Origin of the sequence: Acidovorax sp. Root219 (assembly GCF_001428665.1) — a bacterium.
Classification (GTDB): domain Bacteria; phylum Pseudomonadota; class Gammaproteobacteria; order Burkholderiales; family Burkholderiaceae_C; genus Acidovorax.
Map to the genome: position 1 here is coordinate 182,195 of NZ_LMIJ01000023.1, position 25,101 is coordinate 207,295.

General features: G+C 69.5%; 12 protein-coding genes and 1 tRNA gene. 4 read left to right on the forward strand and 9 right to left on the reverse strand.

Translation table 11 applies throughout. The features are described 5' to 3' along the window. Nucleotide 1: 1 nt before the first annotated feature. From ASE28_RS21295 to ASE28_RS21325, 7 genes are all read right to left on the reverse strand, one after another. Nucleotides 2–3,910 (reverse strand): cellulose synthase subunit BcsC-related outer membrane protein, encoded by a 3,909-nt coding sequence (locus ASE28_RS21295; RefSeq protein ID WP_057268385.1) that lies wholly within the window; start codon nt 3,908–3,910, stop codon nt 2–4. A 5-nt stretch (nt 3,911–3,915) separates the two neighbouring features. Then, complete coding sequence (bcsZ, locus tag ASE28_RS21300; protein WP_057268386.1) at nt 3,916–5,067, reverse strand: cellulose synthase complex periplasmic endoglucanase BcsZ; 1,152 nt, start codon at nt 5,065–5,067, stop codon at nt 3,916–3,918. Beyond that, nucleotides 5,060–7,450, reverse strand: coding sequence for a cellulose biosynthesis cyclic di-GMP-binding regulatory protein BcsB (bcsB, locus tag ASE28_RS21305; RefSeq protein ID WP_235516187.1), 2,391 nt, complete (start codon nt 7,448–7,450; stop codon nt 5,060–5,062). Before bcsB ends, bcsZ begins: the two co-directional genes overlap by 8 nt. A gap of 270 nt (nt 7,451–7,720) precedes the next feature. Then, nucleotides 7,721–16,171, reverse strand: coding sequence for a GH36-type glycosyl hydrolase domain-containing protein (locus ASE28_RS21310; RefSeq protein ID WP_082608191.1), 8,451 nt, complete (start codon nt 16,169–16,171; stop codon nt 7,721–7,723). Between the two features lie 320 nt (nt 16,172–16,491). Further along, nucleotides 16,492–16,626, reverse strand: coding sequence for a hypothetical protein (locus ASE28_RS33380; protein ID WP_255357675.1), 135 nt, complete (start codon nt 16,624–16,626; stop codon nt 16,492–16,494). Between the two features lie 362 nt (nt 16,627–16,988). Next, nucleotides 16,989–17,064, reverse strand: a tRNA-Lys gene (locus ASE28_RS21320). A gap of 85 nt (nt 17,065–17,149) precedes the next feature. Further along, on the reverse strand, nt 17,150–18,040 hold the full coding sequence (locus tag ASE28_RS21325) for an NAD(P)-dependent oxidoreductase (RefSeq protein WP_057268388.1): 891 nt from the start codon (nt 18,038–18,040) through the stop codon (nt 17,150–17,152). A 130-nt stretch (nt 18,041–18,170) separates the two neighbouring features. Between ASE28_RS21325 and ASE28_RS21330 the strand changes: the two genes are divergently transcribed. Beyond that, entirely contained in the window at nt 18,171–19,067 is an 897-nt protein-coding gene (locus ASE28_RS21330; RefSeq protein ID WP_057202546.1) for an alpha/beta hydrolase, read from the forward strand. Between the two features lie 18 nt (nt 19,068–19,085). On the opposite strand, the gene ASE28_RS21335 is transcribed toward ASE28_RS21330, so the two are convergent. Next, nucleotides 19,086–20,063, reverse strand: coding sequence for a GMP reductase (locus ASE28_RS21335; RefSeq protein WP_057202022.1), 978 nt, complete (start codon nt 20,061–20,063; stop codon nt 19,086–19,088). A 228-nt stretch (nt 20,064–20,291) separates the two neighbouring features. Beyond that, the gene (locus ASE28_RS21340) at nt 20,292–21,008 is read right to left on the reverse strand and encodes a hypothetical protein (protein WP_057268389.1); all 717 of its coding nucleotides are present in this window, start codon (nt 21,006–21,008) and stop codon (nt 20,292–20,294) included. Nucleotides 21,009–21,039: 31 nt separating this feature from the next. On the opposite strand from ASE28_RS21340, the gene ASE28_RS21345 reads away from it, so the two are divergent. From ASE28_RS21345 to ASE28_RS21355, 3 genes are all read left to right on the forward strand, one after another. After that, nucleotides 21,040–23,493: a UvrD-helicase domain-containing protein gene (locus tag ASE28_RS21345; RefSeq protein ID WP_057268493.1), complete on the forward strand. Its 2,454-nt coding sequence runs from the start codon at nt 21,040–21,042 to the stop codon at nt 23,491–23,493. 248 nt (nt 23,494–23,741) lie between these two features. Next, nucleotides 23,742–24,347, forward strand: coding sequence for a hypothetical protein (locus tag ASE28_RS33175; RefSeq protein ID WP_057268390.1), 606 nt, complete (start codon nt 23,742–23,744; stop codon nt 24,345–24,347). Then, entirely contained in the window at nt 24,347–25,084 is a 738-nt protein-coding gene (locus tag ASE28_RS21355) for an OmpA family protein (protein ID WP_057268391.1), read from the forward strand. The genes ASE28_RS33175 and ASE28_RS21355 overlap by 1 nt, the downstream gene beginning before the upstream one ends. Nucleotides 25,085–25,101 lie beyond the last annotated feature (17 nt).

Consider the following 25,101-nt stretch of genomic DNA (forward strand, 5'->3'; position numbering starts at 1 on the left):
CTCAGAAACTCGAGTAGGGCTGAACGGGGCGCGGCCGGTTCTCCAGCGGCGCGAGCACCGGATCGAAGCGGTAGCGGCCATAGACCATGAGGTTGGTGGGCGCGTAGTAGGCCGAGCGGTCCAGCTCCAGCTGGGCACCCAGCGCGAGGTTTTTGCTGACCTGGTACTCCAGCACGCCGCGGAACGATCGGCCGAAGCCCGAGCCGGAGCTGCCCGTGTACACCGGCACGCTGCCGCTTTCGGCCAGGCGCGCGCGCGCCAGCGACTGCAGCAGCGCGTTCTGCGGAAAGTAATCGGTGTCGGCGCTGCTGCTGCGCGAGACCGAGATCGCACCCCGCGCCAGCCAGGTGAACGCCCCCTTGCGGCCGCTCCACTCGATGGGCAGGGCCACGGAGGCATAGCTGCGCGGGCTGTAGTAGCCGCCATGGCCGAAGCTGTACTCCGACAGGTCTTTGCCGTAGTGCCAGGCCGAGAAGGTCACGCCCATGTTCACCACGCTGTGGCTGTTCTTCCAGACATCGCGGTCCACCGCCAAGCGCAACTGGGCGCGGGTGTTGCTCTCCACGTTCTTGCCCGTGAGGGCCGCCAGGCTCAGGCTCACCGAACTGCTGTAGGGGCCGAAGTCGGTCGACAGGCGCCCGGAAGCGCCCGTGGCCACCACGCCGCCCCACACCTGGCCGGTGATGGGGTCGCGCGCGCCGGCATACGACAGCAGGCTGCCCGTGATGGGGCGGCGAAACCCTTCGAGCTTGTAGCCGTAGCGGCCCAGGTCGCCGGTCCGGGCGATGCCGCCCACCAGGTTGGTCACCGGAAAGCCCACGCCCGTGGTGCCGATGTCCCACTGGAAATCGTCGCCCACAAAGCCGAAGCCCAGGTTGGTGCCCGAGCCGCGCTGGCGCCGGTAGGCCAATGGCGAATTGGGGGGCAGCGCCGCGATCTGGCCGAAGTCCGTGAAATCCGAGCCATCGGCGGGCAGTTCCCCGGCGTCGAGCTTGACCCGGTCCACGTGCAGGAAGTAGTGCCCGTCGTAGCCGCGCGGCATGAAGGCCACCAGGGGCCGCTCCCAGCCGCGCAGGCTGGAGATGCCGTCGGTGGAGTTCTTGCGCAGCCCTGTGTGGGCGGCCTCGATCCACACCTGGCGGCGCGCCTCGATGGAGTCGATCTCGCCCTGGATCTTGGCCACCACGGCTTGGTCGACCGGCAGTGAGAGGGCGTAGCTTTGCTGCAGCACCAGCGGGGGCTCGGCCACTGCGGATTCGCCTGGAGCGGGCTCCGTGGGCGCGCTGGCAGCGCCGCGCGTCTCCAGCGTGAGCGCGCTGCGGAAAAACACCAGCGCCTGCGCATAGTTGCGGTTGGCGCGCTCCAGCCGCGCGGCATGCAGCAGCACGTCGCTGTCCTGCGGGAAGGCCTGCAGCAGCCTGGCGGACAGGGCACGCGCCTCGTCCATGCGGCCTGCGCGCTGCCAGATGCGCAGCAGCGCCAGTTGCTGGCCGGCGTCGGTGGGCGGCAGGTGGTCCTGCAGCCACAGCGCCTGCTCGGTGGCACCCCGTGCATCGCCCAGGCGCGACAGGGCGTCCGCCAGGTTCATGCGGATTTCCAGGCTGTCGGGCTGGGCCTTGGCCAGCGGTGCCAGCAACCGGGCCACATCGGCGTACTCGCCGGCCGCCATGAGCAGGCGCGCCTGCGTCTGCGTGCGCTGCTGCGCCGTGGTCGGCGTGTCGGGCAGCTGCAGCGGCTGGCGCGCCAGGCGCAAGGCCTCGCCCAGGTTGCCGGCCTGGCGCTGCTGCTCGATGAGCCGCTCGCGGTGCGCGGTGTACAGGGCGATGAGCCGTGCCTCCTGCTCCTCGCTCCAGCCCGGCGACTGCAGCAGGGCGGGCAGGCGGGCGGCCAGGCCCGCGTCGTCCAGCGCGCGGTTGAGCAACTGGGCATGGTCGAGCTGCACCTCCGGTGGCAAACCGGGGCTGCGTGCGGCCAGGCGGTCGAACACGGCCACGCCACGGGCCGGTTGCGTGCGGCGGAACCAGGTGTTGGCCACGGCATACAGCAGTTCGGCATCGTTGCCGGCCGCTTGCTCGGCCTGGTCCAGCAAGGCCTGTGCTTCGGCGGTGTCGCGGCTGGCGCCGGCCCGGGCGACCAGCGATTTGACCGTGGAGCGCTGCACCAGCGCCCGCATGGCATCGGTCTGTTCTGCAGCGGGGATTTGTGCCAGGTCGGCAAGGGCACCCAAGTCGTTGTCCACTGCCGAGCGGATCAGGGCGCGCGCATAGTGCATGGCGCTGCGGTCCGCGGCGGCGGTGCTGGTCCGCGCGATGCCTTCGTCCATCACGCTCAGCGCCTCGCGCGGCAGGCTCAGCCGCAGGTACAGGCGGGCCAGGCGGTGGCGCAGCCAGGCATCGCCCGGCGTCAGCACGATGGCCGACTCCAGCGTGCGCATGGCGGCGCTCAGGCGCTGGGCCTGCATGTGCTCGTCGGCCTGTGCCACCAGGATGTCGGCCTGCGTGCCCACGAGCTTCTCGCCCAGGGCCGCGTCGCTGGCCGAGGCCTTTTCCAGCAGCACCAGGGCCTCGCCCGAGCGGCCCGTGCGCGCGTAGAGACCGGCCAGGCCCTTCAAGGCCGAGCTGCTGTTGGCTTCGGCCTTGAGCGCGCTCTGGTACAGGGCTTCGGCCTGGGTGCGGTCGCCCTGCAGGTCGCGGATGCTGGCCAGTGTGGTCAGTGCCTCGGCATTGTTCGGCTGCATGGCCAGGGCCCGGCCCGCGAGGTCGGCTGCCGTGGCCAGTTCGCTCTTCTCCAGCGCCACATCGGCCTGGCGCAGAAAGCCCCAGAACCGGGAGGTGGCCTGCAGGTCCTTCCACTTGCCCTGGCGCGTGAGTGCGAAGGCCTGGCCGAACAGGTCCTGCGCCTCTCCATGCTGGCCCTGGCGCAAGCGGATCATGCCCAGGTTGCCCAGGCTCTCGCCATCGCCGGGGCGCAGCGCGAGCACGGTTTGCAACTGCTCTTCGGCGCGTTCGGTGTTGCCCTGGTCCAGTGCCACGCGCGCGGCATTGCGCGCGATGTTGGCCGGGTCGCGGGCAGCGCGCTCCGCACGTTCCACCGCCTGCTGCATGGCGGCCAAGCGGTCGACCATGGCCTGGTCGGCCGGGTAGCGCTGCAGGAAGGCGCGCACGCGCGGCATGTTGGCGGCGGTGTTGGGCAGCCGGTCCACGGCACGGCGCCACAGGTCCTGCAGCTGCTGGGCATTCACGTCGGGTTGTTTGGCAAGCGCTTCGATCTCCTGCACCACGGTGCTGGGGTTCTCGCCCCCGTACATGCGCATTTCGAGCTGCGCCAGGCGGTAGCGCGACTCACCGGTTTCCTGGTAGAGCTTGCCCAACTGGCGCACGGATTCGCCGCCGCCCTTGGTGCCCGAGCCGCCCACGATCTGCAGGTACTCCAGCGCCAGGCCGCCGAGTTCGGGCGGGCCGCTGGGAAACAGTTCGCGCGCCACATCGGCGGCCTCGGCCTTGCGGCCGGCGCGCGCCATCAACCGCATCTGCGAGAGTTTTTCGCGGTCGGGGCCGTACACGCGCACCAGGGTTTCGAGCTCCTGCGTCACCTTGTGCCCTGGGTGGCGGGTGCGCAGCGTCTCCAGGATGCGCTTGGCCTCGTCGGTCTTCTTCTCGCGCAGCGCCAGGTCACCGAGGGCACCCAGGCCCTGGGGGGAGTAGGGGTCCACGGCCAGCAGCTTGTCGATCAGCTGGCGCGCCATGTCGGGGCGGTTCTTGGAGGCCCACAGGCGCGCACCGCTGAGCAGCTCGGCCTCGATGGCCGGCGGCGCACTGGCCAGCACGCCGTGGCTGGCGGGAAGGCAGGCGGCTGCCAGCAGGGTGAGCGAGGGCAGCCAGTGGCGGGGTCGGCGCGGCCGGCTGGGCATGGGGGTCACGGCTTCCACCGCGCGATGAGCTGGCCCGCCGCCGTGAAGCGGTACTGGCCATCGAATGCGCCCTGGCCGAAGAGGGCCAGCACCTGCTCGTAGTAGGCCGTAGGCCGCAGGGGCCGGGCCTCCAGGCGCATGCGCTGCGATTGCAGGGCCTTGTCGTCCCCTGCGGCGCGCAGAAAGGGCAGCATCGCGGCCGAGAAGCCCGAGGGCGCGGGGCCCGAGGCCTGCGCGCTCAGGATGTCGATGGATTCGGGCGGATAACCCTGGTCGCGCACGTAGCGGGCCATGGGCGCCAGGGTGTCGAGCAGCGCCCGGCGGCCCGGTGCGTCGGCATGCATCATGCCGGCCCACAGGTAGACGCGGATGGCGTTGTAGGTGCCCTGGCCCTTCTCCTTGCCCTCGGTGTCAACGAGGAAGCCCTGCTTGGCGTCGTACACCGTCCAGTCGGGCGTGAAACCCTTGGGCGAGGAGCCGCGAATGACCTTGAGCGAGCTGTCCACCATCAGCTTCCACTGCGGGTCGGCGTCACCCGCCGCCAGCCAGTGCATCAGGTGCATGGGCATGTAGCTCGGGTTCAGGCGCCAGCGGCCGTTGGGCTGCACGAAGCCTTTGGGTGCGGGCAGCAGGGTGGGGCCCAGGCCCGGGATGTCGGCGGTTTCTTCGCGCAGCACGCGCGCCGCCAGCAGGGCCGACAGGGCCCGGTAGCTGCGCTCGTTCCACAGGCGCCCGGCTTCGCCCAGGGCGTAGGCGATCCACAGGTCGGCGTCGGAGGCGGCGTTGGCGTCGATCACGCCCCAGGTGCCGTCGGGCCGCTTGCCCCACAGCCATGCAGGCAGGCGCGCCGTCATGTCGCCGGCGCACAGGTTGTTCTCGGTCCAGCGCAGCAGCTTGTCGAACATGGGGCGGTCGTTGGCCACCAGCGCGAAGAACAGTGCATAGCCCTGGCCTTCGGAGTAGGTCTGGCCGCCACCGTCATCGTCGGAGACCACGCGGCCGCCTTCGTTGATGAACTGGGCCTTGAAGGCATCCCAGGCGGGCCAGGTCGGGCGGCCGGCGCCCGCCTGCTGGGCCCGGGCTGCCGGTAGGCAGGACAGAAGCGCGGCACCGGCACCGGCCTGCAGCGCTGTGCGGCGTCGAAGGAAATCAGTCATTGCGTGCCGCCAGTCGGCGCCGAGCCATGCTGCGCAGCGCGGCGTAGACGATGAAGGTCAGGAGCAGGCCGGAGCCGATACCCACCAGGGCCAGCAGCAGCGGGTGGCTGTGCATGTGGAACCACAGTCGCTGCCACCACGGCAGGTCGCCCACGTAGTACACGGGCTTGATGCGGAAGCTCTCGATGGCATCGCCGCGCATCAGGCCCAGGTCACCGCGCAGGCTCTTGATCTTGCCTGCGTCGTTCAGGCCCAGGCTCAGGAGTGCCATGGCCTCCTTGTCGGTGGCCGTGAGGGCCACCACGCTGCGCCCGGCCGATAGAGGCGACTCGAAGCCAGTCACGGCCGCCAGCGGCCCATTGCCCTGCAGGATGGCCTGGCCGCCCGAGGCCGACAAGCGCTGGTTGGATTCGAGGTTGAACAGATCGATGAAGGAGCCCATGGCGCGCTCCAGCGGCTGCACGGAGCGCGCGCCTGCGGCCAGCAGAGCCGGCAGGTGGTTCTTCCACTTCTGCAGCAGGCCGTCGCTGTCGGCCTGGGAGATCACGAGGATGTCGGTGTCGGCAGCCTTGTCGGCCTCGTCCGCGCGCAGCAGCTTGAAACGCGTGCCGGGGTAGCCGGTGGAGGCGCTCATGCGGCCCACGGCGGTGAGAAACACTTCCACATCCGATGTCGTGGGTTGGTTGGGCAGGATGATGGAAGTCTGCGCCAGGTCCGGCACCCGCGTGAAGGGGAAGCCGCTGTTGGCATAGGCCGCCAGGTTGGGCATGGCCAGGTAATGGCGAAACGCCGTGAGGTCGATGGTCGACTGCGGGTCGATGGCGGCGAACAGCTCTGTGGGCGGAGCCGAGCGGCAGCGGCCCAGGTCGTTGGGGGGGATCTGGAATGCGAACTGCAGCTGGTTGTCGCCGCCGATCATGAAGGCCGGGATCTTCAGATCCGAACGCGTCTGCGCATTGCCGTCGTCGAACAGCGGCAGCATCACCGTGCTCTTGCTGCTGGTGCGGTCTTCGCGCGACTGCAGCGGGTAGGACTGGATGAACTGGTTGTTGATCGAGATGTTCAGCGCGCCGTGGTCCGACACGCTGTTGGGCGTGTAGCGGTAGGTCAGGTCCAGCGGCACGCCCTTGGCGTTCCAGGTGAACAGGTCGGGCGCCATGCGCGTGTAGACGTTCACCGTGTCGTTGAGCACCGAGCCGCGCAACTGCAGGTCGGCCGCGCTCTGCACCAGCTCGGCCAGGCGCACGGGGCGCTTGGTGGTGATCCAGCGGGGCGCATCGTAGGGCTTGGCCAGGTCGGGGTATTCAAGCGACTTGACGGCGATGCTCTGCCCCGAGAGCACGGCCTTGCCCAGGGCCAGCGCGTCAGCGGCCATCTGCACCTGCGCATCGTCCTTGCCCAGCACCAGCAGCAGCTTGGCGCCCGGGACGTCGGGGTGGGGCACCACGGAGAGGGTGGGCTCGGTGACCGGTGCCATCGCCTGCAGGAAGGCGGGGCGGTTGTCGTTGGTGGCCAGCACCACGGCGTGCTGGCGTGGCAGTTGGTTCTCGAACACCGGGAACTGGTTGCCCCGGTAGCCGGCGAGCATGCCGATCCAGCTGGCAATCGAGCCCGAGGCCTTGAGCGTGCCAGTGCTGGGCTTGGCGCCGTACACGAAAGGCAGGTTCACCGGCCGGTTGTCACGCGGGTCAAAGAACGGCGCGGGCAGCAGGGCCAGGTCGTCGCGCAGCGGGATCTGGCGCAGCGACAGATCCAGCTGGCTTTCATTGCTGATGGTGGCCCACAGGCTCGAATGGTTGGGCGCCTCGCATTCCATCGTGTAGTGGCCGATGAACTGGAAGCGAAAGCGGTTGTAGTCGGTGAAGTAGCGCGGGTCGATGTTCAGCTCGACCGTCTGCGGCGTTCCCAGGCGCTCCTTGTCGAGCACGATGGTCTGCAGCGTCTCGTCGTTCAGGATCACCTTGAGGTGCGACAGGTTCGGGATCAGCGCCGGCGAAAGCGTGAAGGTCAGGCGCAGCCGGGCGGCCTCCACGATTTCGTCGCGCCGCACACCCACGCCCACGCTGGCTTCGCTCTCCACGCCGCGCAGCGTGACCGGGCGCGCCAGGCCCAGGTCCTTGAGGCTGGTTTTCCACTGGCGCAGCGGCAGGGCGGGCGCTGCCGCCATGGCTGCAGAAGCCGCAGGCGCCGGGGCGGCGCTTTCGGATGCTGCCGTGGCGGCCGCTGCCGCGCGCGCCGCGCGTGCCTTGGCCCGCTCCTTGGCGCTCGATTCCTTGGCGGGCGCGGTCTGGGCATGGGCCGTGGGAAGAGGCGCAGAGACCAGCCCCAGGGCCATCAACGCAGCCAGCAGGGGAGCTGTTCGGGTGGTGTGTCGAGAATTCACGGTGCTTTAGGGGTGTTCTGGCGTGGTGGTGCAAAAGACGCCCGTGGCATATCTGCCGACGATGTCATTTGTATGACAAAGTGTATCGATACATTTTGACTATGGGATGATGGAAGACACTAGTTTGCAATTAAGCGCACATGCCTTTGCGGGCGTACGCAAGCTGTACGCCGGGAGATGCCAACTGGATTCAGATTTGTAAAAAGAGAATCCTGTCGCGCAAAATTCACTGGCAGTCTGGTCGGGTATGGGGGCAATTGCCCCCGGCCCTCAGCGCTGCGGTAGGGTGATGCGCACGTGGTGCTCACCCATGCGCAGAGGCAGGCGCAAAGGGCCTGCATCGCAGGGCAGAGCCGCCCCGTCCAGCTCGGCAGATGCAACACTGCTGCCCTGTCCCATGGCCGCAGTGACTTCCACCGTGTAGCGGGCGTCACCCAGCACGATCTGCACCTGGAACCCCGGCCACTCGGCAGGAATGCACGGGTCGATCACCAGCATCTGTCCTTCGCGCCGTATGCCCAGGATGCTCTCCACCCCGGCACGGTACATCCAGCCCGCAGCGCCGGTGTACCAGGTCCAGCCGCCGCGCCCGGTGTGCGGCGCCACGGAATAGACGTCGGCGGCCACTACGTAAGGCTCCACGCGGTAGCGCGCCACCTCATCGGGCGTGCGCGCGTGGTGGATCGGGTTGACCAGCGCGAACAGCGCGTGCGCCCGGGCGCCGGCCTGGGGGTCGTTGCGCAACTGGGCCCGGGCCATGATGGCCCACATGGCCGCATGGCTGTACTGCCCGCCGTTTTCGCGCAGGCCGGGCGGGTAGCCCTTGATGTAACCGGGGTCGTGCGGCGTGGTGTTGAACGGCGGGGTGAACAGCAGGGCCAGGCCCTCCTGCGGCAGCACCAGCTTGTCGCCCAGCGAGGCCATGGCGATCAGCGCGCGCGCTGGGTCGGCGGTGCCCGAGAGCACCGCCCACGATTGGGCGATGGAGTCGATGCGGCATTCCTGCGCATCGTGCGTGCCCAGCCAGGTGCCGTCGTCGAAGGTCGCACGCCGGTACCAAGCGCCGTCCCAGGCCTCGCGCTCCAGCGCCGCGCGCACCGCCTCGGCATGCGCGCGCCAGCGCGCTGCCCTTGCGGGGTCGCGGGCATCCGCCAGTGGCGCCATCAGCGCCACCGTGCGCACCAGCAGCCAGCCCAGCCACACGCTCTGGCCCCGGCCTTCCTGGCCCACGCGGTTCATGCCGTCGTTCCAGTCGCCCGTGCCCATGAGCGGCAGGCCCAGGTCACCGGTCAAGGCCATGGTCTGGTCCAGCGCCAGCGCGCAGTGCTCGAACAGGGTGGCCGATGCATCCGCCAGCATGGGCTGGAAGAACGCGTCGTGCTCGCCCGGCTGCAGTGCAGGCCCTTCCAGGAAGGCAATGGATTCGTCCAGCACCGCTGCGTCGCCCGACACCTGCACGTAGCTGGCGGTGGCAAATGCCAGCCACACCCGGTCGTCCGAGATGCGCGTGCGCACGCCCTGGCCCGAGTGCGGCAGCCACCAGTGCTGCACGTCGCCTTCGGCAAATTGCCGGCCCGCCGCACGCAGCAGGTGGGCGCGCGTCTCATCGGGGCGTGCAAAGGCCAGCGCCATGCCGTCCTGCAATTGGTCGCGAAAGCCGTAGGCCCCGCTGGCCTGGTAGAAGGCCGAGCGGGCCCAGATGCGGCAGGCCTGCGTCTGGTACAGCAGCCAGCCGTTGAGCATGATGTCCATGGCCCGATCGGGCGTGCGCACCTGCACGGCGCCCAGCAGGCTGCGCCAATGGCGCACCACCTCCTGCAGCAGCGCATCCACGCCGAGCATGCGGTAGCGGGCCACCAGGGCCAAGCTCTCCGCCGCCGATGCGCACTGCCCGATGAAGCCGGTCACCTCCCGGGTTTCCCCGGGCTGCAGCGTGAGCGTGCACTGCAGCGCCGCGCAGGGGTCGCGCCCCGCACCGCCGCCGCCAGACAGCGCTGCATGGCCGCGCAGCGCCGCAGGCGCCGCCAGGCTGCCATGCCGCCCCAGAAACTCCGTGCGGTCGGTGGTCCACGCGGTCTGCTGGCCGCCCAGGTCGGCAAAGGCCACGCGGCCCGCAAACGCCGTGCTCCAGGGGTTGCGTGCCAGCAGCACGCCGCTGTCCGCATCGCGCTCGGTCAGCACGAACGGGGCCGATGCCCCGCGCGAAGTGCCCAGCACCCACTCCGCATACAGCGTCACGGTGATCTGTCGCACCTGCGCCGTGCGGTTGTGCAAGGTCAGGTGCGAGACCTTGATCGGGTCGGCGATGGGTACGAACTGCAGCAGCTCCAGCGCGATGCCATGGGCCTCGTGCAGAAAGCGGCTGTAGCCGTGCCCATGGCGCGCCGTGTAGGTACCCTGGCCGCGCATAGGCTGCGCGGTGGGGCTCCACAGCTGGTCGCTGGCATCGTCGCGCACGAAGAAGGCCTCGCCCGCCGGGTCGCTCACCGGGTCGTTGGACCAGGGCGTGAGCTGGTTCTCGCGGCTGTTGCCGGCCCAGGTGTAGCCGCTGCCATCGGCCGACACGTGAAAGCCGAAGCCCGGGTTGGCGATGACGTTGATCCACGGCGCGGGCGTGGTGGCCCCGTCGCGCAGGATCGTCACGTACTCCGTGCCGTCCTTGTCGAAGCCGCCCAGGCCGTTGAAGAACTCGAGCCCGGCGGTGTCAGGCGCAGGGGCCGGTTCGTGCTGTGGCTGCGGTGCCGATGGCGCAGGCCTGCCCACCGCCTCGGGGGCCTCCGCGGGCATCAGTGCCAATTGCTGGGCGATGGGGCCGCGCCGCGCCACCAGGGCTACCCGGGCGATGGACTGCAGCAGTGCGCGCGAAGCCGCATCCATGAGGTCGGCACGCAGCGTGTGGACCACCCCCTGCGCCAGCGACTCACCCAGGCGCGGGCGCGACTGGCTGCTGCGCACGGCGGTCTCGATGGCGATCTGCAAGTCCTGCACGTAGGACGACGCACGCTCGTTGATGACCACCAGGTCCACGCCCAGGCGCTTCATGCGCCAGTACTCGTGCGCCTGCAGCAACTGGTGCAGCTGGGCGATGTCCTCGATGTCGTCGATGCGCAGCAGCACGATGGGCACATCGCCCGAAATGCCGTGCTGCCACAGGCCCGACTGCGGGCCCGCGCCGCGCGCAATGGCATCGGCTGGTGCGCGAAAGCGCGCGTCCGCATACAAAATGGGCGCGGCCAGGCGCTGAAAGTCCGCCGCCGCCTCGGCGCCGATGCCGATGTGGCGCAGCTGCACCTGGGCCTGGGTCCAGGCCAGGGTGCGCGCGCGCTCGAAGGCGCTGCGGTCGTGGTGCTGGTCCACCAGGTCGAGCAGCGCCTCGCGCGTGGGCGCCAGCAGGGTCCAGAAGGCCACGCGGGCCATCTGGCCGGGGGCGATGCGCACGCGCTGGCGCAGCGCGAACACCGGGTCCAGCACCGTGCCCACGGTGTTGGAGAGCGCACCGCCGCCGTGCACCGCCAGCGCATTGCGCGCCGTGCGACCCCGGCCGAGGAACAGGCCCCGGTCGGTCTCGTACTGCGCCGGTGCTGTCACCGTGCCCTCCACCACCGCGAAATGCGCGGCCCACACCCCCGGCTCGCCCGGGCTGCGCGCACGCCGCGTGGCCAGCAGCGCGCCAAACTCGGGCAGGTACTCGGTCTGCACGAACATTTTGGAAAACGCCGGGTGGGCGTTGTCGGCCGCAGGCGGGGCCAGCACCAGCTCGGCGTACGAGGTCAGGTCGATCTCGCGCGCCCGCGGGCCGGTGTTGACCAGGGTGACCTGGCGCACCTCGCCATCGGCCTCGGCCGATACGATCACCTCGGTGGTGGTGGTCATGCTGCCGTCGTGGCGGGTGAAGGCCGCATGGTCCTCGGCAAACGCCACCTCGTAGCGGTCAGCAGCGCGGCCCGAGGGCTCTGCCGCACCGGACCAGGTGCGGCCACTGTGCGCGTCGCGCAGGTAGACATGCGAGCCCCAGTCCTCGCTGGTCGCGTCCTCGCGCCAGCGGGTCACCGCCACGTCGCGCCAGCGGCTGTAGCCGGTGCCGGCCGCCGTCAGCATGACGGCATAGCGCCCGTTGGACAGCAGGTGTGTGGCCGGTGCCCCCGCGCCTGGCGCGCCCATGCGCCGCACGGCATGCAGGTCGTCGCGCACGTCGGCGGGGCCGGTCTGCGTCTCTTCGGCGCGCGGGTGGGCCACGGCCACCAGGCGCGGCATGCGCTCCTGCAGCAGCAGCTCGCAGGCCTGCACCATGGGCTCTCGGTGAAAGCGCTCGCGCATCTGCCCGCCGTGCAGGGTGTTGGCAATGGCCACGATGGTCATGCCCTGGTGGTGGGCCATGTAGTTGCGCACGATGGCCACGGCCTGCCCCTCGGGCAGGCGGCTGCGTGTGAAGTCGAGCGCTTCGTAAAAGCCGTGCTGCCCCAGGGCACCCAGCTGTGCCAGGCGCGCGAAGTTGTGCCCCGCCGCCGTGGCATCCACCATGCAGGCCAGGCCCGTGGCGTAGGGGGCGATCACCAGGTTCTCGGCCAGCCCGCGCTTGAGCCCCAGGCCCGGCACGCCGAAGTTGGAGTACTGGTAGGTGAACTCCAGGTCGCGCGCGTTGTAGGCCGATTCGGAGATGCCCCAGGGTATGCCCTGCAGCGCGCCATAGGCTATCTGCCGCTGCACCACCAGGGTATTGGTGTGCTCCAGCAGGCTGCCGGCAGGCGCGCGCATCACCAGCGAGGGCATCAGGTACTCGAACATCGAGCCCGACCAAGACACCAGGGCCGAGCCCTTGCCCACCGGGATCGCCGTGCGCCCCAGGCGGAACCAGTGGCGCGTCTCCACGTCGCCCTTGGCGATGGCGAACAGGCTGGCCAGCCGCGCTTCGGACGCCAGCAGGTCGTAGCAATTGGCATCGAGCCGGTTTTCCACCGCTGCGTAGCCGATGGACAGGAGCTTGCGCTCGGGGTCGAGCAGAAAGGCGAAGTCCATGCCCAGCGCCAGCGCGCGCGCCGTGTCGGCCAGCCCCTGCCAGCGCATGTCGAGCGTGGGCGCATCTGTCCCGGTGGCCTGCAGATCGCGCCCCTGCTCGGCGACCAGCGCGCGCACGGCGCCGCTCCAGAACAGCAATGCATCGCCATCGCCGCTGCCTGCCGGCACCACGATGTCCTGCGCCTCCTTCAGCGCCTTGTCGGCCAGGCGCTGCAGGGCGGGCAGGCCCATCTCCACGGCGCCTGCAGCCACTGCGGTGTCGATCTCGGCCAGCATGGCCAGCAGCCGCCGGCCCTGCGCGCCCTGGGCTGCGGGCACGCTGGCCACTGATTCACGCGCCAGTGCCACGGCATCGCGCAGCCCCTGTACCCAGGTGCCGGGCAGCGGCGCGCGCACCCAGCCCTCGCAGGCATTGGCCAGCGCGATCAGGTGGCCGGCCAGGTTGCCGCTGTCCACCGACGACACGTAGGCCGGTGCCAGCACCTGCGCCGTGCCCGTGTCGTACCAGTTGTAGAAATGGCCCCGGTGGCGCGCCAGCGCCCCCATGCTGGCCAGCGTGGCTTCCAGCCGGTCGGCGGTCTGCACGGCGCCGGCCCAGCCGAAGTCGCGCGCGGCCACGGCCGACAGCAGGTACAGCCCCATGTTGGTGGGCGAGGTGCGGCGTGCCACCACGGGCTTGGGGTCTTCCTGGAAGTTGTCGGGCGGCAGGTGGTGCTCGGCCGCCGTGACGAAGGTCTCGAAGAAGCGCCAGGTGCGGCGCGCGATGCGCCGCAGGGCCAGCGCGTTGTCCAGTGCTGGTGCGCTCTGTGGCGCGGGCACGGAACGGCGGCTCGAACGCCAGGCCAGTGCCGGCGCCGCGAGCCACAGGGCCAGCAGCGGCAGCACCAGCGGCCGCGATGCCGGTGCGAAAGCGGCAGTACAAGCGGCCAGCACCGTGGCCAGCAGCAGGCCGCCGGCCATCAGCCGGTAAAAGCCCGCAGGCCCCGGGCGCGGTTTGGTGGCCGACTGCGCGGCGGTTTTCCACTCCAACATCTGCCGATGCGTGGCATACAGCCGGACCAGCGCGCGCACGATGGCATCCACCGCGCGCCAGGCATGGTCGGGCAGCAGTGCAATGGCAGCCACGGTCTGCAGCACCGCTACGCGGAAGTCGGCCACCAGCAGGCGCAGGTGGCTGGCCACGCGGATGCCGGGGCGGCTGGCCCACAGCTCGGCCATCCCCGGCAGAAACGCCGGTACGCCCAGCGCCGCCAGCACCAGCAGCACGCCCCAGGGTGCCTGCGGCCAGGGCAGAGCGCAGCACAGCAGCAGGGTCAACAGGCCGGCCGGGGCCAGCAGCGAGCGGCGCAGGTTGTCCAGCATCTTCCAGCGGCCCAGCGCGGGCAAGGCGGCACCCTGGTGGCGCCGGCCCAGCACCCAGGGCAGCAGCTGCCAGTCGCCGCGCGTCCAGCGGTGCTGGCGCTGCACGGCCACGTCGTAGCGGGCCGGAAAGTCCTCCACCACCTCCACGTCCGACGCCAGGCCGGCGCGTGCCAGCACGCCCTCGAACAGGTCGTGGCTGAGCAGCGTGTTCTCGGGCACGCGCCCGGCCAGCGCGGCTTCGAAGGCGTCCACGTCGTAGATGCCCTTGCCGGTGTACGAGCCCTCGCCAAACAGGTCCTGGTACACGTCCGACACCGCGGCCGCATACGGGTCCATGCCGCCGGGGCCAGAGGTCAGCCGCTGGTACAGCGAGCCCTCCAGCCCCATGGGCAGCGCCGGCGTCACGCGTGGCTGCAGGATGGCATGGCCTCCCACCACGCGCTGCTCGGCCGGGCTGAAAGTGGGCTGGTTCAGCGGGTGGGCCATCTTGCCGATCAGGCGCAGCGCGGCGTCGCGCGGCAGGCGCGTGTCGGCGTCGAGCGTGATGACGTAGCGCACATCGGGCAGGATGTCGGGCTGTGTCCCACCGTCCAGCGCCATGAAGCTGGTGTCCGTGGCGCCGCGCAGCAGGCGGTTGAGCTCGTGCAGCTTGCCGCGCTTGCGTTCCCAGCCCATGAAGCAGTTCTCGCCGGCATTGAAGCGGCGGTGCCGGTGCAGCAGGTAAAAGCGCTGGCCGCCAGGCGCCGGGCCGTGCCGCAGGTTCAGCGCGGCAATCGCCTCCTGCGCCACGGCAATCAGGTGGGCGTCGCTGCCTGTGACCTCGGTGGCGGCGTCCAGTCCGTCGGACAGCAGTGCAAACGACAGGTCGCCCCCTGCGCCCGCCAGGTGGTGCACCTCCAGGCTTTCGATGTGGGCGCGCAGGTCGGCCTCGCTGGTCAGCAGCGTGGGCACTACCACCAGGGTGCGCAGATGGGTGGGCACGCCATCATCCAGCGCCAGGCCTGGCAGCCCCACCGGGCCAAAGCGCCGGGTGACGCGCCGGTTGACGAGCACGCTGGCCACCTCGGTGGCAGGCAGAAAGCCGGCCAGCGCCAGCGCCACCAGCCAGCCCGGGTGCGTGCCGTGCATGCCCGCCCACCACAGGGCCGCGCCCAGCAGCAACAGCGCCAGGCCCATGATGGCGGCAATGTAGCCGCGCACGCCCAGGCCCACCTGCCAGCGGTTGAAGCGAAAGCCCCAGGGCGGCTTGAAGCCGATGGCCTGCTCCAGCGCGGGCCGGCCTTCGGCCACCAGGTGGTACCCGGGGTCGGTGGCGCGCGCGGGGGTGGCCCCGGTGCCTTGGGCGGCTACGGCTGCCTGCGCACTGGCCAGGGCCTGCTCGGCAATGGCCAACTCGGTCAGGGCCGAGCCACGTGCCAGTTGCTCGATGGCATTGCGGTAAAGGTTGCGGGTGGCAAAGTCCATCGCTGCGAAGCCGCTGCTCTCGCGCAGGCGTGCGTCCACCAGGCCCATGCCCTCGACCAGGTCGGCCCAGTCGATGTCGGACATCAGCCGCATGCTGGTGATCACGTTGCGCACGCTGACGTTCGATGCGCCCTGGCGCTGCTGGGCGTGCTCGATCACCAGGCCCACGCTGGTGCCCTGCTGGGCCAGCCGCTCTTCCAGCCACTGCAGCGCCGGGGTGGTGCGCGGGTCCTGGTCGCGCAGGCGCTTGGCCAATTGCGCGGCAAACAGCTCCGACAGCGGGCCGCTGGCGCGTGTGCCGATGTCGCCCACCAGGGCCGAATGCGCGCTGCCCGAGGCCAGCAGGCGGTTGGCCAGTGCCTGCGCATCGGCGCGGTCCGCCCGGCCGGCGCTGATCTGGTCGGCCAGCCGGCGCAGGTTTTCCACCAGCACGATGCGCAAGGTGATGGCCACCGCCCACAGCTCGCTGATCATCAGCGGCTGCACCTCCTGGTAGGCCGCAATGAAGCGGCGCAGCGCCAGCGGATCGAAGTGGCTGTCGGTATGGGCGACAAAGGCCCAGGCAATGCCGAAGACGCGCGGGTAGCCGGCAAACGGCCCCTGTGCCAGCTTGGGCAACTGCCGGTAGTAGCCCGGGGGCAGGTCGACCCGGATCTCGCGGATCTGCTCTTCCACCACGTGGTAGTTGTCCAGCAGCCAGTCGGCGGCGGGCACCACGCTGGATCCCGACTCCAGCTCGGCGGCGCTGGCCCGGTACGCGGCCAGCAACTGGCTGGCGTTGGACCGCAGGCGCCGGTGCAGCGAAGGGACCTGGGGCGGACGCAGGCTCACCTGCTGGGCGGCGGCCAGGCTGCGCGCATGCTGCTCCAGCCGCTCCATACCGAAGAGTTCTTCGCGCACGGGCGCGGTGCCGTTCCACGGCGGCGCGTCAGCGCCCCTCAGAACATGGGAGAGGGAAGACAGGGCATCGACAACAAGCACGGGCGCCTTTCGGGGCACCCCGGGGCCGCGCTGTGCCCTGTGGTGTGCCCGCTGCAGGAGAAGGGGCGAACGGGCCACGCCGTCCGCGTCGAAGGGGGCCTGCGTGCGGCACGCGGGCGGGCCTGCGCTTGCGCGAGGCCGTGAATGCTGCGCGCTCCCTTCAAGCCCGGTGCTTGAAGGGGGCGAACAGCCAGGGCAGAAAAGGCCCTGTTGGGGGATCAGCCCTTCTTGGCTGCGCGCTGCGGCGCTGCGCCGCCGGCCTTTGCGGGGGCGGCGGGTTCCACCATCGCGACGGGCTTCTGCTTGGGCTTCTTCGATTCCTTGTTGCCGCGTTTCTGTTCTTTTCCTGCCATGAAAGGCTCCTTCGCTTGGAACACGCCCCGTGGGTTGGCGGGCGCAATGGTCTCAGCCACCCGCAGCGGTGCCGGGGTGGGGCGTTCGGGCCCCCCCAGCAACCCTCTGCAAAGGAGGGCGCAAGCAGGTACCCGGAGGAAGGGAAAAGGTCTGCAGAACGCAGGCGTCCAGCGGCGGGACGTGATTTGAGCGGCAGTTCTTCGACAGCAGCAGATGGTGGCGAATGCGGCGATTGCAAGGTGCCGGCGTGGGCCGGCCGTGGCGGGGCACGATGCAGGGCCGGTATCGCCTCGGGCAGAAACAAAAAAGCCGGCGCCATGTTGTTCATGGCGTCGGCTTCATGTGCCTTGCGGCTTAGATTTGGTGGGTCCTGAGTGACTCGAACACTCGACCTACGGATTAAGAGTCCGCTGCTCTACCAACTGAGCTAAGAACCCAAATCTTTTAGTGATCTGCCTGCATTGCTGCAGAGCCTCGAATTATGCACTAGTTTTTGGCCGGCTTGCAAGTGGGGCCCAAAAATTATTGCATCGCGTTGCGGCTGGCGAGTTCCACGAACAGCGCACTGTGGTCCAGTTCGCCCAGGCCGTGCTCCACGCCTTCGGAGTAGAGCGCTTCGAAAAGCGCGGTCACGGGCGCGTCGAACCCGATCTCGCCGGCCGTGGCCAGGGCGTTGCGCATGTCCTTGAGCTGCACCGTCATGCGGCCCTGGGGGGCAAAGTTGCGTTCCACCATGCGCTGGCCATGCAGTTGCAGGATGCGGCTGTCGGCAAACCCGCCGCTGATGGCCTCGCGCACCTTGGCCATGTCGGCCCCGCCCTTGGCAGCGAACAGCAGCGCCTCGGCCACGGCGCCGATGGTGATGCCCACGATCATCTGGTTGGCCAGCTTGGCAAGCTGGCCCGCGCCGTGCGGCCCCACGTGCGTGGCGCGCCCGAAGGCGGCAAAGATCGGCAGGGCACGGGCGTAGTCCTCGGGGCGCCCACCGGCCATGATGGCCAGGGTGCCGCTTTCGGCGCCCACCGTGCCGCCGGAGACCGGCGCGTCCAGGTGGGCGATACCCATCTCGCCCAGGCGGGCCGCATGGTCGCGCGCCTCGCGCGGCTGGATGGAGGCCATGTCGATGAACAGCGCGTCGCGGCGCAGGGCCTGCGCTGCGCCGCGCTCGAAGAGCACCTGGCCCACCACGGGCCCGTTGGCGAGCAGGCTGATCACCACGTCGGCGCCGGCCACGGCAGCGCGCACATCGGAGTGGACGGTGATGCCGAAGGCAGCGAGCGGATCGGCCGCCTCGCGCGTGCGGTTCCAGGCATGGACCTCATGGCCGGCAGCGCGCAGCCGGCGCGCCATGGGCGCGCCCATCATGCCGATGCCCAGGACGGTGGTGCGCAGGGGAGGGGTGTTGTTGTTCATGGTCTCTGTCTCCTGGTGCGGATGTCTCTGCCGCCATCATCGGCGGTTTTCGCGGTGCAGCCTGTCATCGGGCTTGCAGTCGGCGCCACTTGCCAGGATGATGTGGCGCCAGGACGAGGAGAACACACCCATGGCCCTGGACACCAAGACACCACACGACCCCGCCTGGCTGGAGTTGATGTACAACAACCGGGCGCTGGTGCCCGAGCACGTGAACTATTTCGCCCGCTGGGCGAAGGAGTCGGCCCAGGTACGGGCCGACCACCCCTGCGTGGCCGACCTGGCCTATGGCAAGGGCGCGCGCGAGACCCTGGATGTCTTTCCCACTACCCAGCTGCCGCCCGGCTCCGGCAAGGGGGCGCCGGTGCTGGTGTTCATCCACGGCGGCTACTGGCGCGCGCTCGACAAGTCGGACCACTCCTTCATCGCGCCGGCGTTCAACCGTGAAGGTGTCTGCGTGGTGGTGGTCAATTATTCGCTGTGCCCCGGCACCCCGGAGGCACCGGTCGGCATTCCCCAGATCATGCGGCAGATGGAAAAGGCCATCGCCTGGATCTGGCAGAACATTGGGCGCTATGGCGGCGACCCGCACCGCATCACGGTGGCGGGGCATTCGGCGGGTGGGCAACTGGCGGCCATGCTGCTCACCAGCGTCTGGCCCCTGATCGGCAACCTGCCCGACGGCGCGGTGCGCAGCGCCTTGTCGATTTCGGGGGTGCACGACCTCGATCCGCTGATGCACACACCCTTTCTGCAGGAGGCGCTCAAGCTCACCGAGCAGCAGGTGCTGCAGTACAGCCCGGCACGCCTGCAGGCGCCCGGCCAGGGCATGCTGTACTGCGCCGTCGGCGGCGATGAGAGCCCGGAGTTCATCCGCCAGGCGCGGCTGGTGCAGGACGCATGGGGCTCGCATGCCGTGCCGCGCTGCCAGGTGCTGGAAGGGCTGAACCACTTCAGCATCGTCGATGCGCTGGCCAAGCCCGGGCATGACCTGCACCACATGGCGCTGATCCTGCTCAGGGCCTGACCCGCGCCGGGCGGGGGCTCACATCAGCAGGTGCTCGCCCGCGTTGTCGCCGCCCAGGATCACGTAGTTCACCTTGCGGATGTCCATGAGCTTCTTGCCGCCGGCGTAGCTGATGGAGCTTTGCACGTCCTGCTCCATCTCGATCAGGGTGCCCGCCAGCTTGCCCTTGATGGGCTCGAGGATGCGCTTGCCCTCCACGTGCTTGTACTCGCCCTTGTTGAAGTCGCTGGCCGAGCCGTAGTACTCCTTGAACAGGGCACCATCGACCTCCACGGTGTTGCCGGGCGATTCTTCGTGCCCCGCGAACAGCGAGCCGATCATGACCATGCTGGCGCCAAAGCGGATGCTCTTGGCGATGTCGCCGTGGCTGCGAATGCCGCCGTCGGCAATGATGGGCTTGGTGGCCACGCGGGCGCACCACTTGAGCGCCGACAGCTGCCAGCCGCCCGTGCCGAAGCCGGTCTTGAGCTTGGTGATGCAGACCTTGCCCGGCCCTACGCCCACCTTGGTGGCGTCGGCGCCCCAGTTCTCCAGATCGATCACCGCTTCGGGCGTGGCCACGTTGCCGGCGATCACGAAGGCCGCAGGCAGTTTGGACTTGAGGTAGCCGATCATGTTCTTCACGCTGTCGGCATGGCCGTGCGCGATGTCGATGGTCACGTACTCGGGCGTGATGCCCGCAGCCGCCAACTGGTCCACGGTGTCGTAGTCAGGCTGCTTCACGCCCAGCGAGATCGAGGCATAGCAGCCCTTGGCATGCATATCCTTGACGAACTGCAGGTTGTCCAGGTCGAAGCGGTGCATGACGTAGAAATAACCGTTCTGCGCCATCCAGGTGCAGATGGTTTCGTCCACCACCGTCTTCATGTTGGCCGGTACGACCGGCAGGCGGAATGTGCGCCCGCCCAGCTCCACGCCGGCATCGCATTCCGAGCGGCTTTCCACCTGGCACTTGCGCGGCAGCAAGAGAACGTTGTCGTAATCGAAGATTTCCATGAGATTTCCAAGCTCCATAAGAGGCTGCAGCAAAACGATTTCTGCTGCAGTGGGCGCTTGGCTTGAAGACCGGTCATGCGATTGGAGCTGTGATGGCTGCAACGAACCCTGCTGTGCGCAGGCACAAAAAAACCGGGCAGCAAGAAACTTGGGCCCGGTGATTGATTCTACCCGCGCCAACCGGTGCGGGTATATCCCTACTGTTATCTCTCCAATAGGGAACGGGTTCTAGGGGGCGCAGCGCGACTGTGCTGCATCGATGATCCGCCCGTCCTTGTCCTGCACCCAGCCCACCAGGCGCAGGCGGTCGGTCTTGGCGCCTTCGGGGATGTAGATGGGGCGCGAATCGCGCCAGCCCGAGCGCTCGCCTTTGGACAGGGTGTGCGGGTTGTCCAGCGAACGCTGGTACACGTTGCGCACCAGATGCCGGGCCACGGGCGAGCCCTCGGTGCCCGCCGGGATGGATTCCACCAGCAGCAGGTAGAAGGCCCCTGCATCAGGCCCTGCAGCGGGCGCAGCGCCCCGGGTGGGCACGGGGGAGAAGGCGATCGACGCCCCCAGGTAGTCGTTGATGGCCGGCCCGTGCGACACCCGCAGCCGGCTGCCCTGCACACCCTGCACCGGGGCGGTGTTCACATCCGTGGCCGTGGGCGCCGTGCGGCCCAGGGCGGCCAGCCGCGCCAGGGCATCGCGCGTGGCGGCTGCCGACAGCGGGGCATCGTCGCCCTGCGTGCCGGGCACGATCCAGTCGAGCACCACGGTGCCGGGCGCCTTGGGGGCCGGGGTGGCCTTGTCGGCCCAGCAGCTTTCGCAGTCGGCGCTCACGAAGCGTTCGAACAGCGCGACCGGGCGGGGCACGCCGTCGCTGCTGCAGCTGGACTGGGCTGCGAGGTGGGGGGCATGCAAGGCGAGCAGCATGGCGGCGGCAAGGGCAATGTTTTTCATGGCGGGCGTTGGCGCTTTCTACAATGCCCCCATGTTCCCACAAGACCTGTTCCCGGGTGCACCGGATCCCCTGGTGCCCCCCACGCCCGCTGCACCATCGGCTGTACCGCCCCTGCTGGCCAATCTCAACCCCGAGCAGCTTGCAGCCGTCACCCTGCCGGCGGGGCATGCGCTCATCCTGGCGGGCGCCGGCTCGGGCAAGACCCGGGTGCTCACCACCCGCATCGCCTGGCTGCTGCAGAACGGCTATGCTACGCCCGGTGGCATCCTGGCCGTGACCTTCACCAACAAGGCCGCCAAGGAAATGGTGGCCCGCCTGTCGGCCATGCTGCCCGTGAATGTGCGCGGCATGTGGATAGGCACCTTCCACGGCCTGTGCAACCGGCTGCTGCGCGCGCACCACAAGCCCGCCGGCCTGCCGCAGTCGTTCCAGATCCTGGACACGCAGGACCAGCTCTCGGCCGTCAAGCGCCTGTGCAAGCAGCACAACGTGGACGACGAGCGCTTTCCGCCCAAGCAACTGGCCTACTTCATCTCCGGCTGCAAGGAGGAGGGCTTGCGCCCGGGCGACGTGCAGGCCAACGACAGCGACACGCGCAAGAAGATCGAGGTCTACCAGCTCTACGAGGAGCAGTGCCAGCGCGAGGGCGTGGTGGATTTTGGCGAGCTCATGCTGCGCAGCTACGAGCTGCTGCGCGACAACGACCCCATTCGCGAGCACTACCAGCGCCGCTTCGCGCACATCCTGGTCGATGAGTTCCAGGACACCAACAAGCTGCAGTACGCCTGGCTCAAGCAACTGGCCGGCAACGACAGCGGCGGGCGCTTCGAGGCGCGCGGCAGCGTGATCGCCGTGGGCGACGACGACCAGAGCATCTACGCCTTTCGCGGTGCGCGCGTGGGCAACATGGCCGACTTCGTGCGCGAGTTCGATGTGCAGCAACAGATCAAGCTCGAGCAGAACTACCGCAGCTACAGCAACATCCTCGACTCGGCCAACGCCCTGATCAGCCACAACAGCCGCCGCCTGGGCAAGAACCTGCGCACCACGCAGGGCCCCGGCGAGCCGGTGCGCGTGTACGAGGCCACCACCGACCTGGCCGAAGCGCAGTGGATGGTGGACGAGATCCGGCAGTTGGTGAAGAGCGACAGCTTCGAGCGCAAGGAGATCGCCGTGCTCTACCGCAGCAATGCGCAGAGCCGGGTGATCGAATCGGCGCTGTTCAACGCCAGCGTGCCCTACCGGGTGTATGGCGGCCTGCGCTTTTTCGAGCGCGCGGAAATCAAGCACGCGCTGGCCTACCTGCGCCTGTTGGAGAACCCGCACGACGACACCAGCTTTCTGCGCGTGGTCAACTTTCCGCCGCGCGGCATCGGCGCGCGCAGCATCGAGGTGCTGCAGGACGCCGCGCGCGCCGCCGGCTGCTCGCTGCACGACGGCGTGAGCGCCGTGCCCGGCAAGGCCGGGGCCAACCTGTCGGCCTTCGTCGCCATGGTCGACGTGCTGCGCGAGCAGACCGAGGGCATGAACCTGCGCAAGATCATCGAGCAGATGCTGCAGTCCTCGGGCCTGGTGGAGCATTTCCGTACCGAGAAGGAAGGCGCCGACCGCATCGAGAACCTGGAGGAACTGGTCAACGCGGCCGAGAGCTTCGTCACGCAGGAGGGCTTTGGCCGCGACGCCGTGGCACTGCCGGTGGACGAACTGCGCAACGACCGCCTGGGCCAGAGCCCGGCCAGCCAGGGCCTGGATCCCGATGCGCCGGTGGTGGACGAGCCCCTGCCCGCCGTGGCGGGCATCGTGGACTTCGACACCGGCGAAACGCTGTCGCCCCTGGCCGCGTTCCTGACCCATGCGGCCCTCGAAGCCGGTGACAACCAGGCCCAGGCCGGGCAGGACGCCGTGCAGCTGATGACCGTGCATGCCAGCAAGGGCCTGGAGTTCGATGGCGTGTTCATCGGTGGCATGGAAGAGGGCCTGTTCCCGCACGAGAACTCGGCCAACGAACGCGAGGGCCTGGAAGAAGAGCGCCGCCTGATGTATGTGGCCATCACCCGCGCGCGCAAGCGCCTGTACCTGAGCCATTCGCAGACACGCATGCTGCACGGCCAGACACGCTACAACATCAAGAGCCGCTTCTTCGACGAGCTGCCCGAGGCGGCGCTCAAATGGATCACGCCCAAGCAGCAGGGCTTTGGCACCTATGCGCCCAATGCAGGCAGCAACCCGTTCGGCCAGCGCGACCGCAGCCCCTTCGGCTCCGGCCGCACGGAGCAGTTCGCCAGCCCGCCGGTGCCCGTGCAGAAGGCCGCGCCATCGCATGGCCTGCGCGTGGGGCTGGCCGTGTTCCACACCAAGTTCGGCGAGGGCAAGGTGCTGGCGCTGGAGGGCACGGGCGACGATGCGCGGGCCCAGGTGAGCTTTCCGCGCCACGGCACCAAATGGCTGGCGCTGTCGGTGGCCAAGCTCACGGTGGTGGACTGACCCGGCCACAGGCCGCCGTGCTCCTACACCCGTTCGGCGCAGGCTGTGGTAGCCGGGTGCGCAAAATGTAACTTTTCAGGGGAGGCCGTAGGGCCGTTCCAGCCGCGCCGGGCGGGGATGCGGCCTGTGCCGCTGCGCCGGCCCGGTTCCCCGGCGATGGCCGGAGTTCGAAACCCTTTCTTACAGGCATGGCCGATGGGCATCCAAGAATGGACGCCGATCCATCTGCACCAAGGGAAGTACCTGCCATGAACCCCGGAACATCCGATTCCCTGTCCCGCGCTGCCCTGGCCGCTGCCTGCGTGCTCGCGCTGGCACTGGCCGGTTGCGACCGCGCGCCCAAACCCAAGGCCGATGAAGCGCCTGCCGCGGCGCCCGCCGCCCCTGCTGCGCCGGCCGGTCCGGCCCCTGTGTCGGCCGCTCCTGCGGTCGTTCCTGCCGCCACCACCGCACCCGCCGTGGCGGCCGCGGCCACCAGGAAGGTGCCGGTGGCACTACAAGGGGTTGCTTCGGCAGGGCTCACCGTGCGTGTCAAAGGCGTCGAGATCGGCGGCGATGCCACCGTGGTCGACGTCAGCATCTCCTTTGCCAACCGCATCACCAACACCACCATGCTGGCGCTGGCGGACACCTTCCTCGAGGACGAATCCGGGGCACGCCTGCACATCAAGCGGCCGGAAAACAACCGCAACATCTCGGTGCGCGAAGGCGAAACCCTGGACGGGCAACTGGTCTTCATGGGCAGCGTACCCGTCAGTGCGCGCACCCTCAAGGTGGTGTTCAACGACGGCAACCAGGGCGACAACATAGTCGCTCCGGGCCTGACCATCAACCTGCCGTTGCAGGACGGCTGATGGGACGCCGGCCTTCCGTGCGCGCCGTCCGGCAACGGCCCTTGCGCGTGGCCGTGCTCGCCGCGGCGGCGTTGCTGTGCGCGTCCCAGGCGCAGGCGCTGTCCGTCCAGCGCAGTCACCGCTCGCTCAAGGACGTTCCGACGCAGCTGGTCACCAATGCCGCGGCGCCTGCCACGGTGTTGCGACCGCAGGCGGTGGGCGGCACGCTGGCTGCCGGCGGGCCCGAGACCCGCCTGGGCAGCAGCGCCCAGCCCGCCACGGCGCTGCGCCAGGCCGAGATCCCGCCGCAGCGGCTGGAGCTCACGCGCAGGCTGCTGTCCGAACTCCAGGCCCGCGAGACCCCCGAGCGTGCCATCTCCATCGACTTGCCCGCCGACGTGCTGTTCGATTTCGACAAGGCCGAACTGAGGCCCGACTCCAAAGGCCCTCTGGACAAGGCCGCCGAACTCATCCGGGGCTATCCGTCCGCACCGCTGCTCGTGGTGGGCCACACCGACGCCAAGGGCACGGATGCGTACAACGACCCGCTGTCCCAGCGCCGGGCCCAGGCCGTGGCCGACGCGCTGCGCGAGCGCACCCACCGCCAGGCGCAGACGCAGGGACTGGGCAAGCGCCAGCCCGTGGCGTCCAACACCACGCCCGAAGGGGGCGACGACCCGCAAGGCCGCCAGCGCAACCGGCGTGTGCAGATCCTGCTGCAGCCACCCTCGGCGGCGGACGTGGCGGCTGCGCGTTAGCGCTCAGAACCTGTTCA

Coding starts and splice junctions, on each gene's coding strand:
- ASE28_RS21345 (WP_057268493.1), top strand. CDS start 21,040: ATGTTCCCACAAGACCTGTTCCCGGGTGCACCGGATCCCCTGGTGCCC.
- ASE28_RS21355 (WP_057268391.1), top strand. CDS start 24,347: ATGGGACGCCGGCCTTCCGTGCGCGCCGTCCGGCAACGGCCCTTGCGC.
- bcsZ (WP_057268386.1), bottom strand. CDS start 5,067: ATGACTGATTTCCTTCGACGCCGCACAGCGCTGCAGGCCGGTGCCGGT.
- ASE28_RS21335 (WP_057202022.1), bottom strand. CDS start 20,063: ATGGAAATCTTCGATTACGACAACGTTCTCTTGCTGCCGCGCAAGTGC.
- ASE28_RS21330 (WP_057202546.1), top strand. CDS start 18,171: ATGGCCCTGGACACCAAGACACCACACGACCCCGCCTGGCTGGAGTTG.
- ASE28_RS21325 (WP_057268388.1), bottom strand. CDS start 18,040: ATGAACAACAACACCCCTCCCCTGCGCACCACCGTCCTGGGCATCGGC.
- ASE28_RS21295 (WP_057268385.1), bottom strand. CDS start 3,910: ATGCCCAGCCGGCCGCGCCGACCCCGCCACTGGCTGCCCTCGCTCACC.
- ASE28_RS33380 (WP_255357675.1), bottom strand. CDS start 16,626: ATGGCAGGAAAAGAACAGAAACGCGGCAACAAGGAATCGAAGAAGCCC.
- ASE28_RS21310 (WP_082608191.1), bottom strand. CDS start 16,171: ATGGAGCGGCTGGAGCAGCATGCGCGCAGCCTGGCCGCCGCCCAGCAG.
- ASE28_RS33175 (WP_057268390.1), top strand. CDS start 23,742: ATGAACCCCGGAACATCCGATTCCCTGTCCCGCGCTGCCCTGGCCGCT.
- ASE28_RS21340 (WP_057268389.1), bottom strand. CDS start 21,008: ATGAAAAACATTGCCCTTGCCGCCGCCATGCTGCTCGCCTTGCATGCC.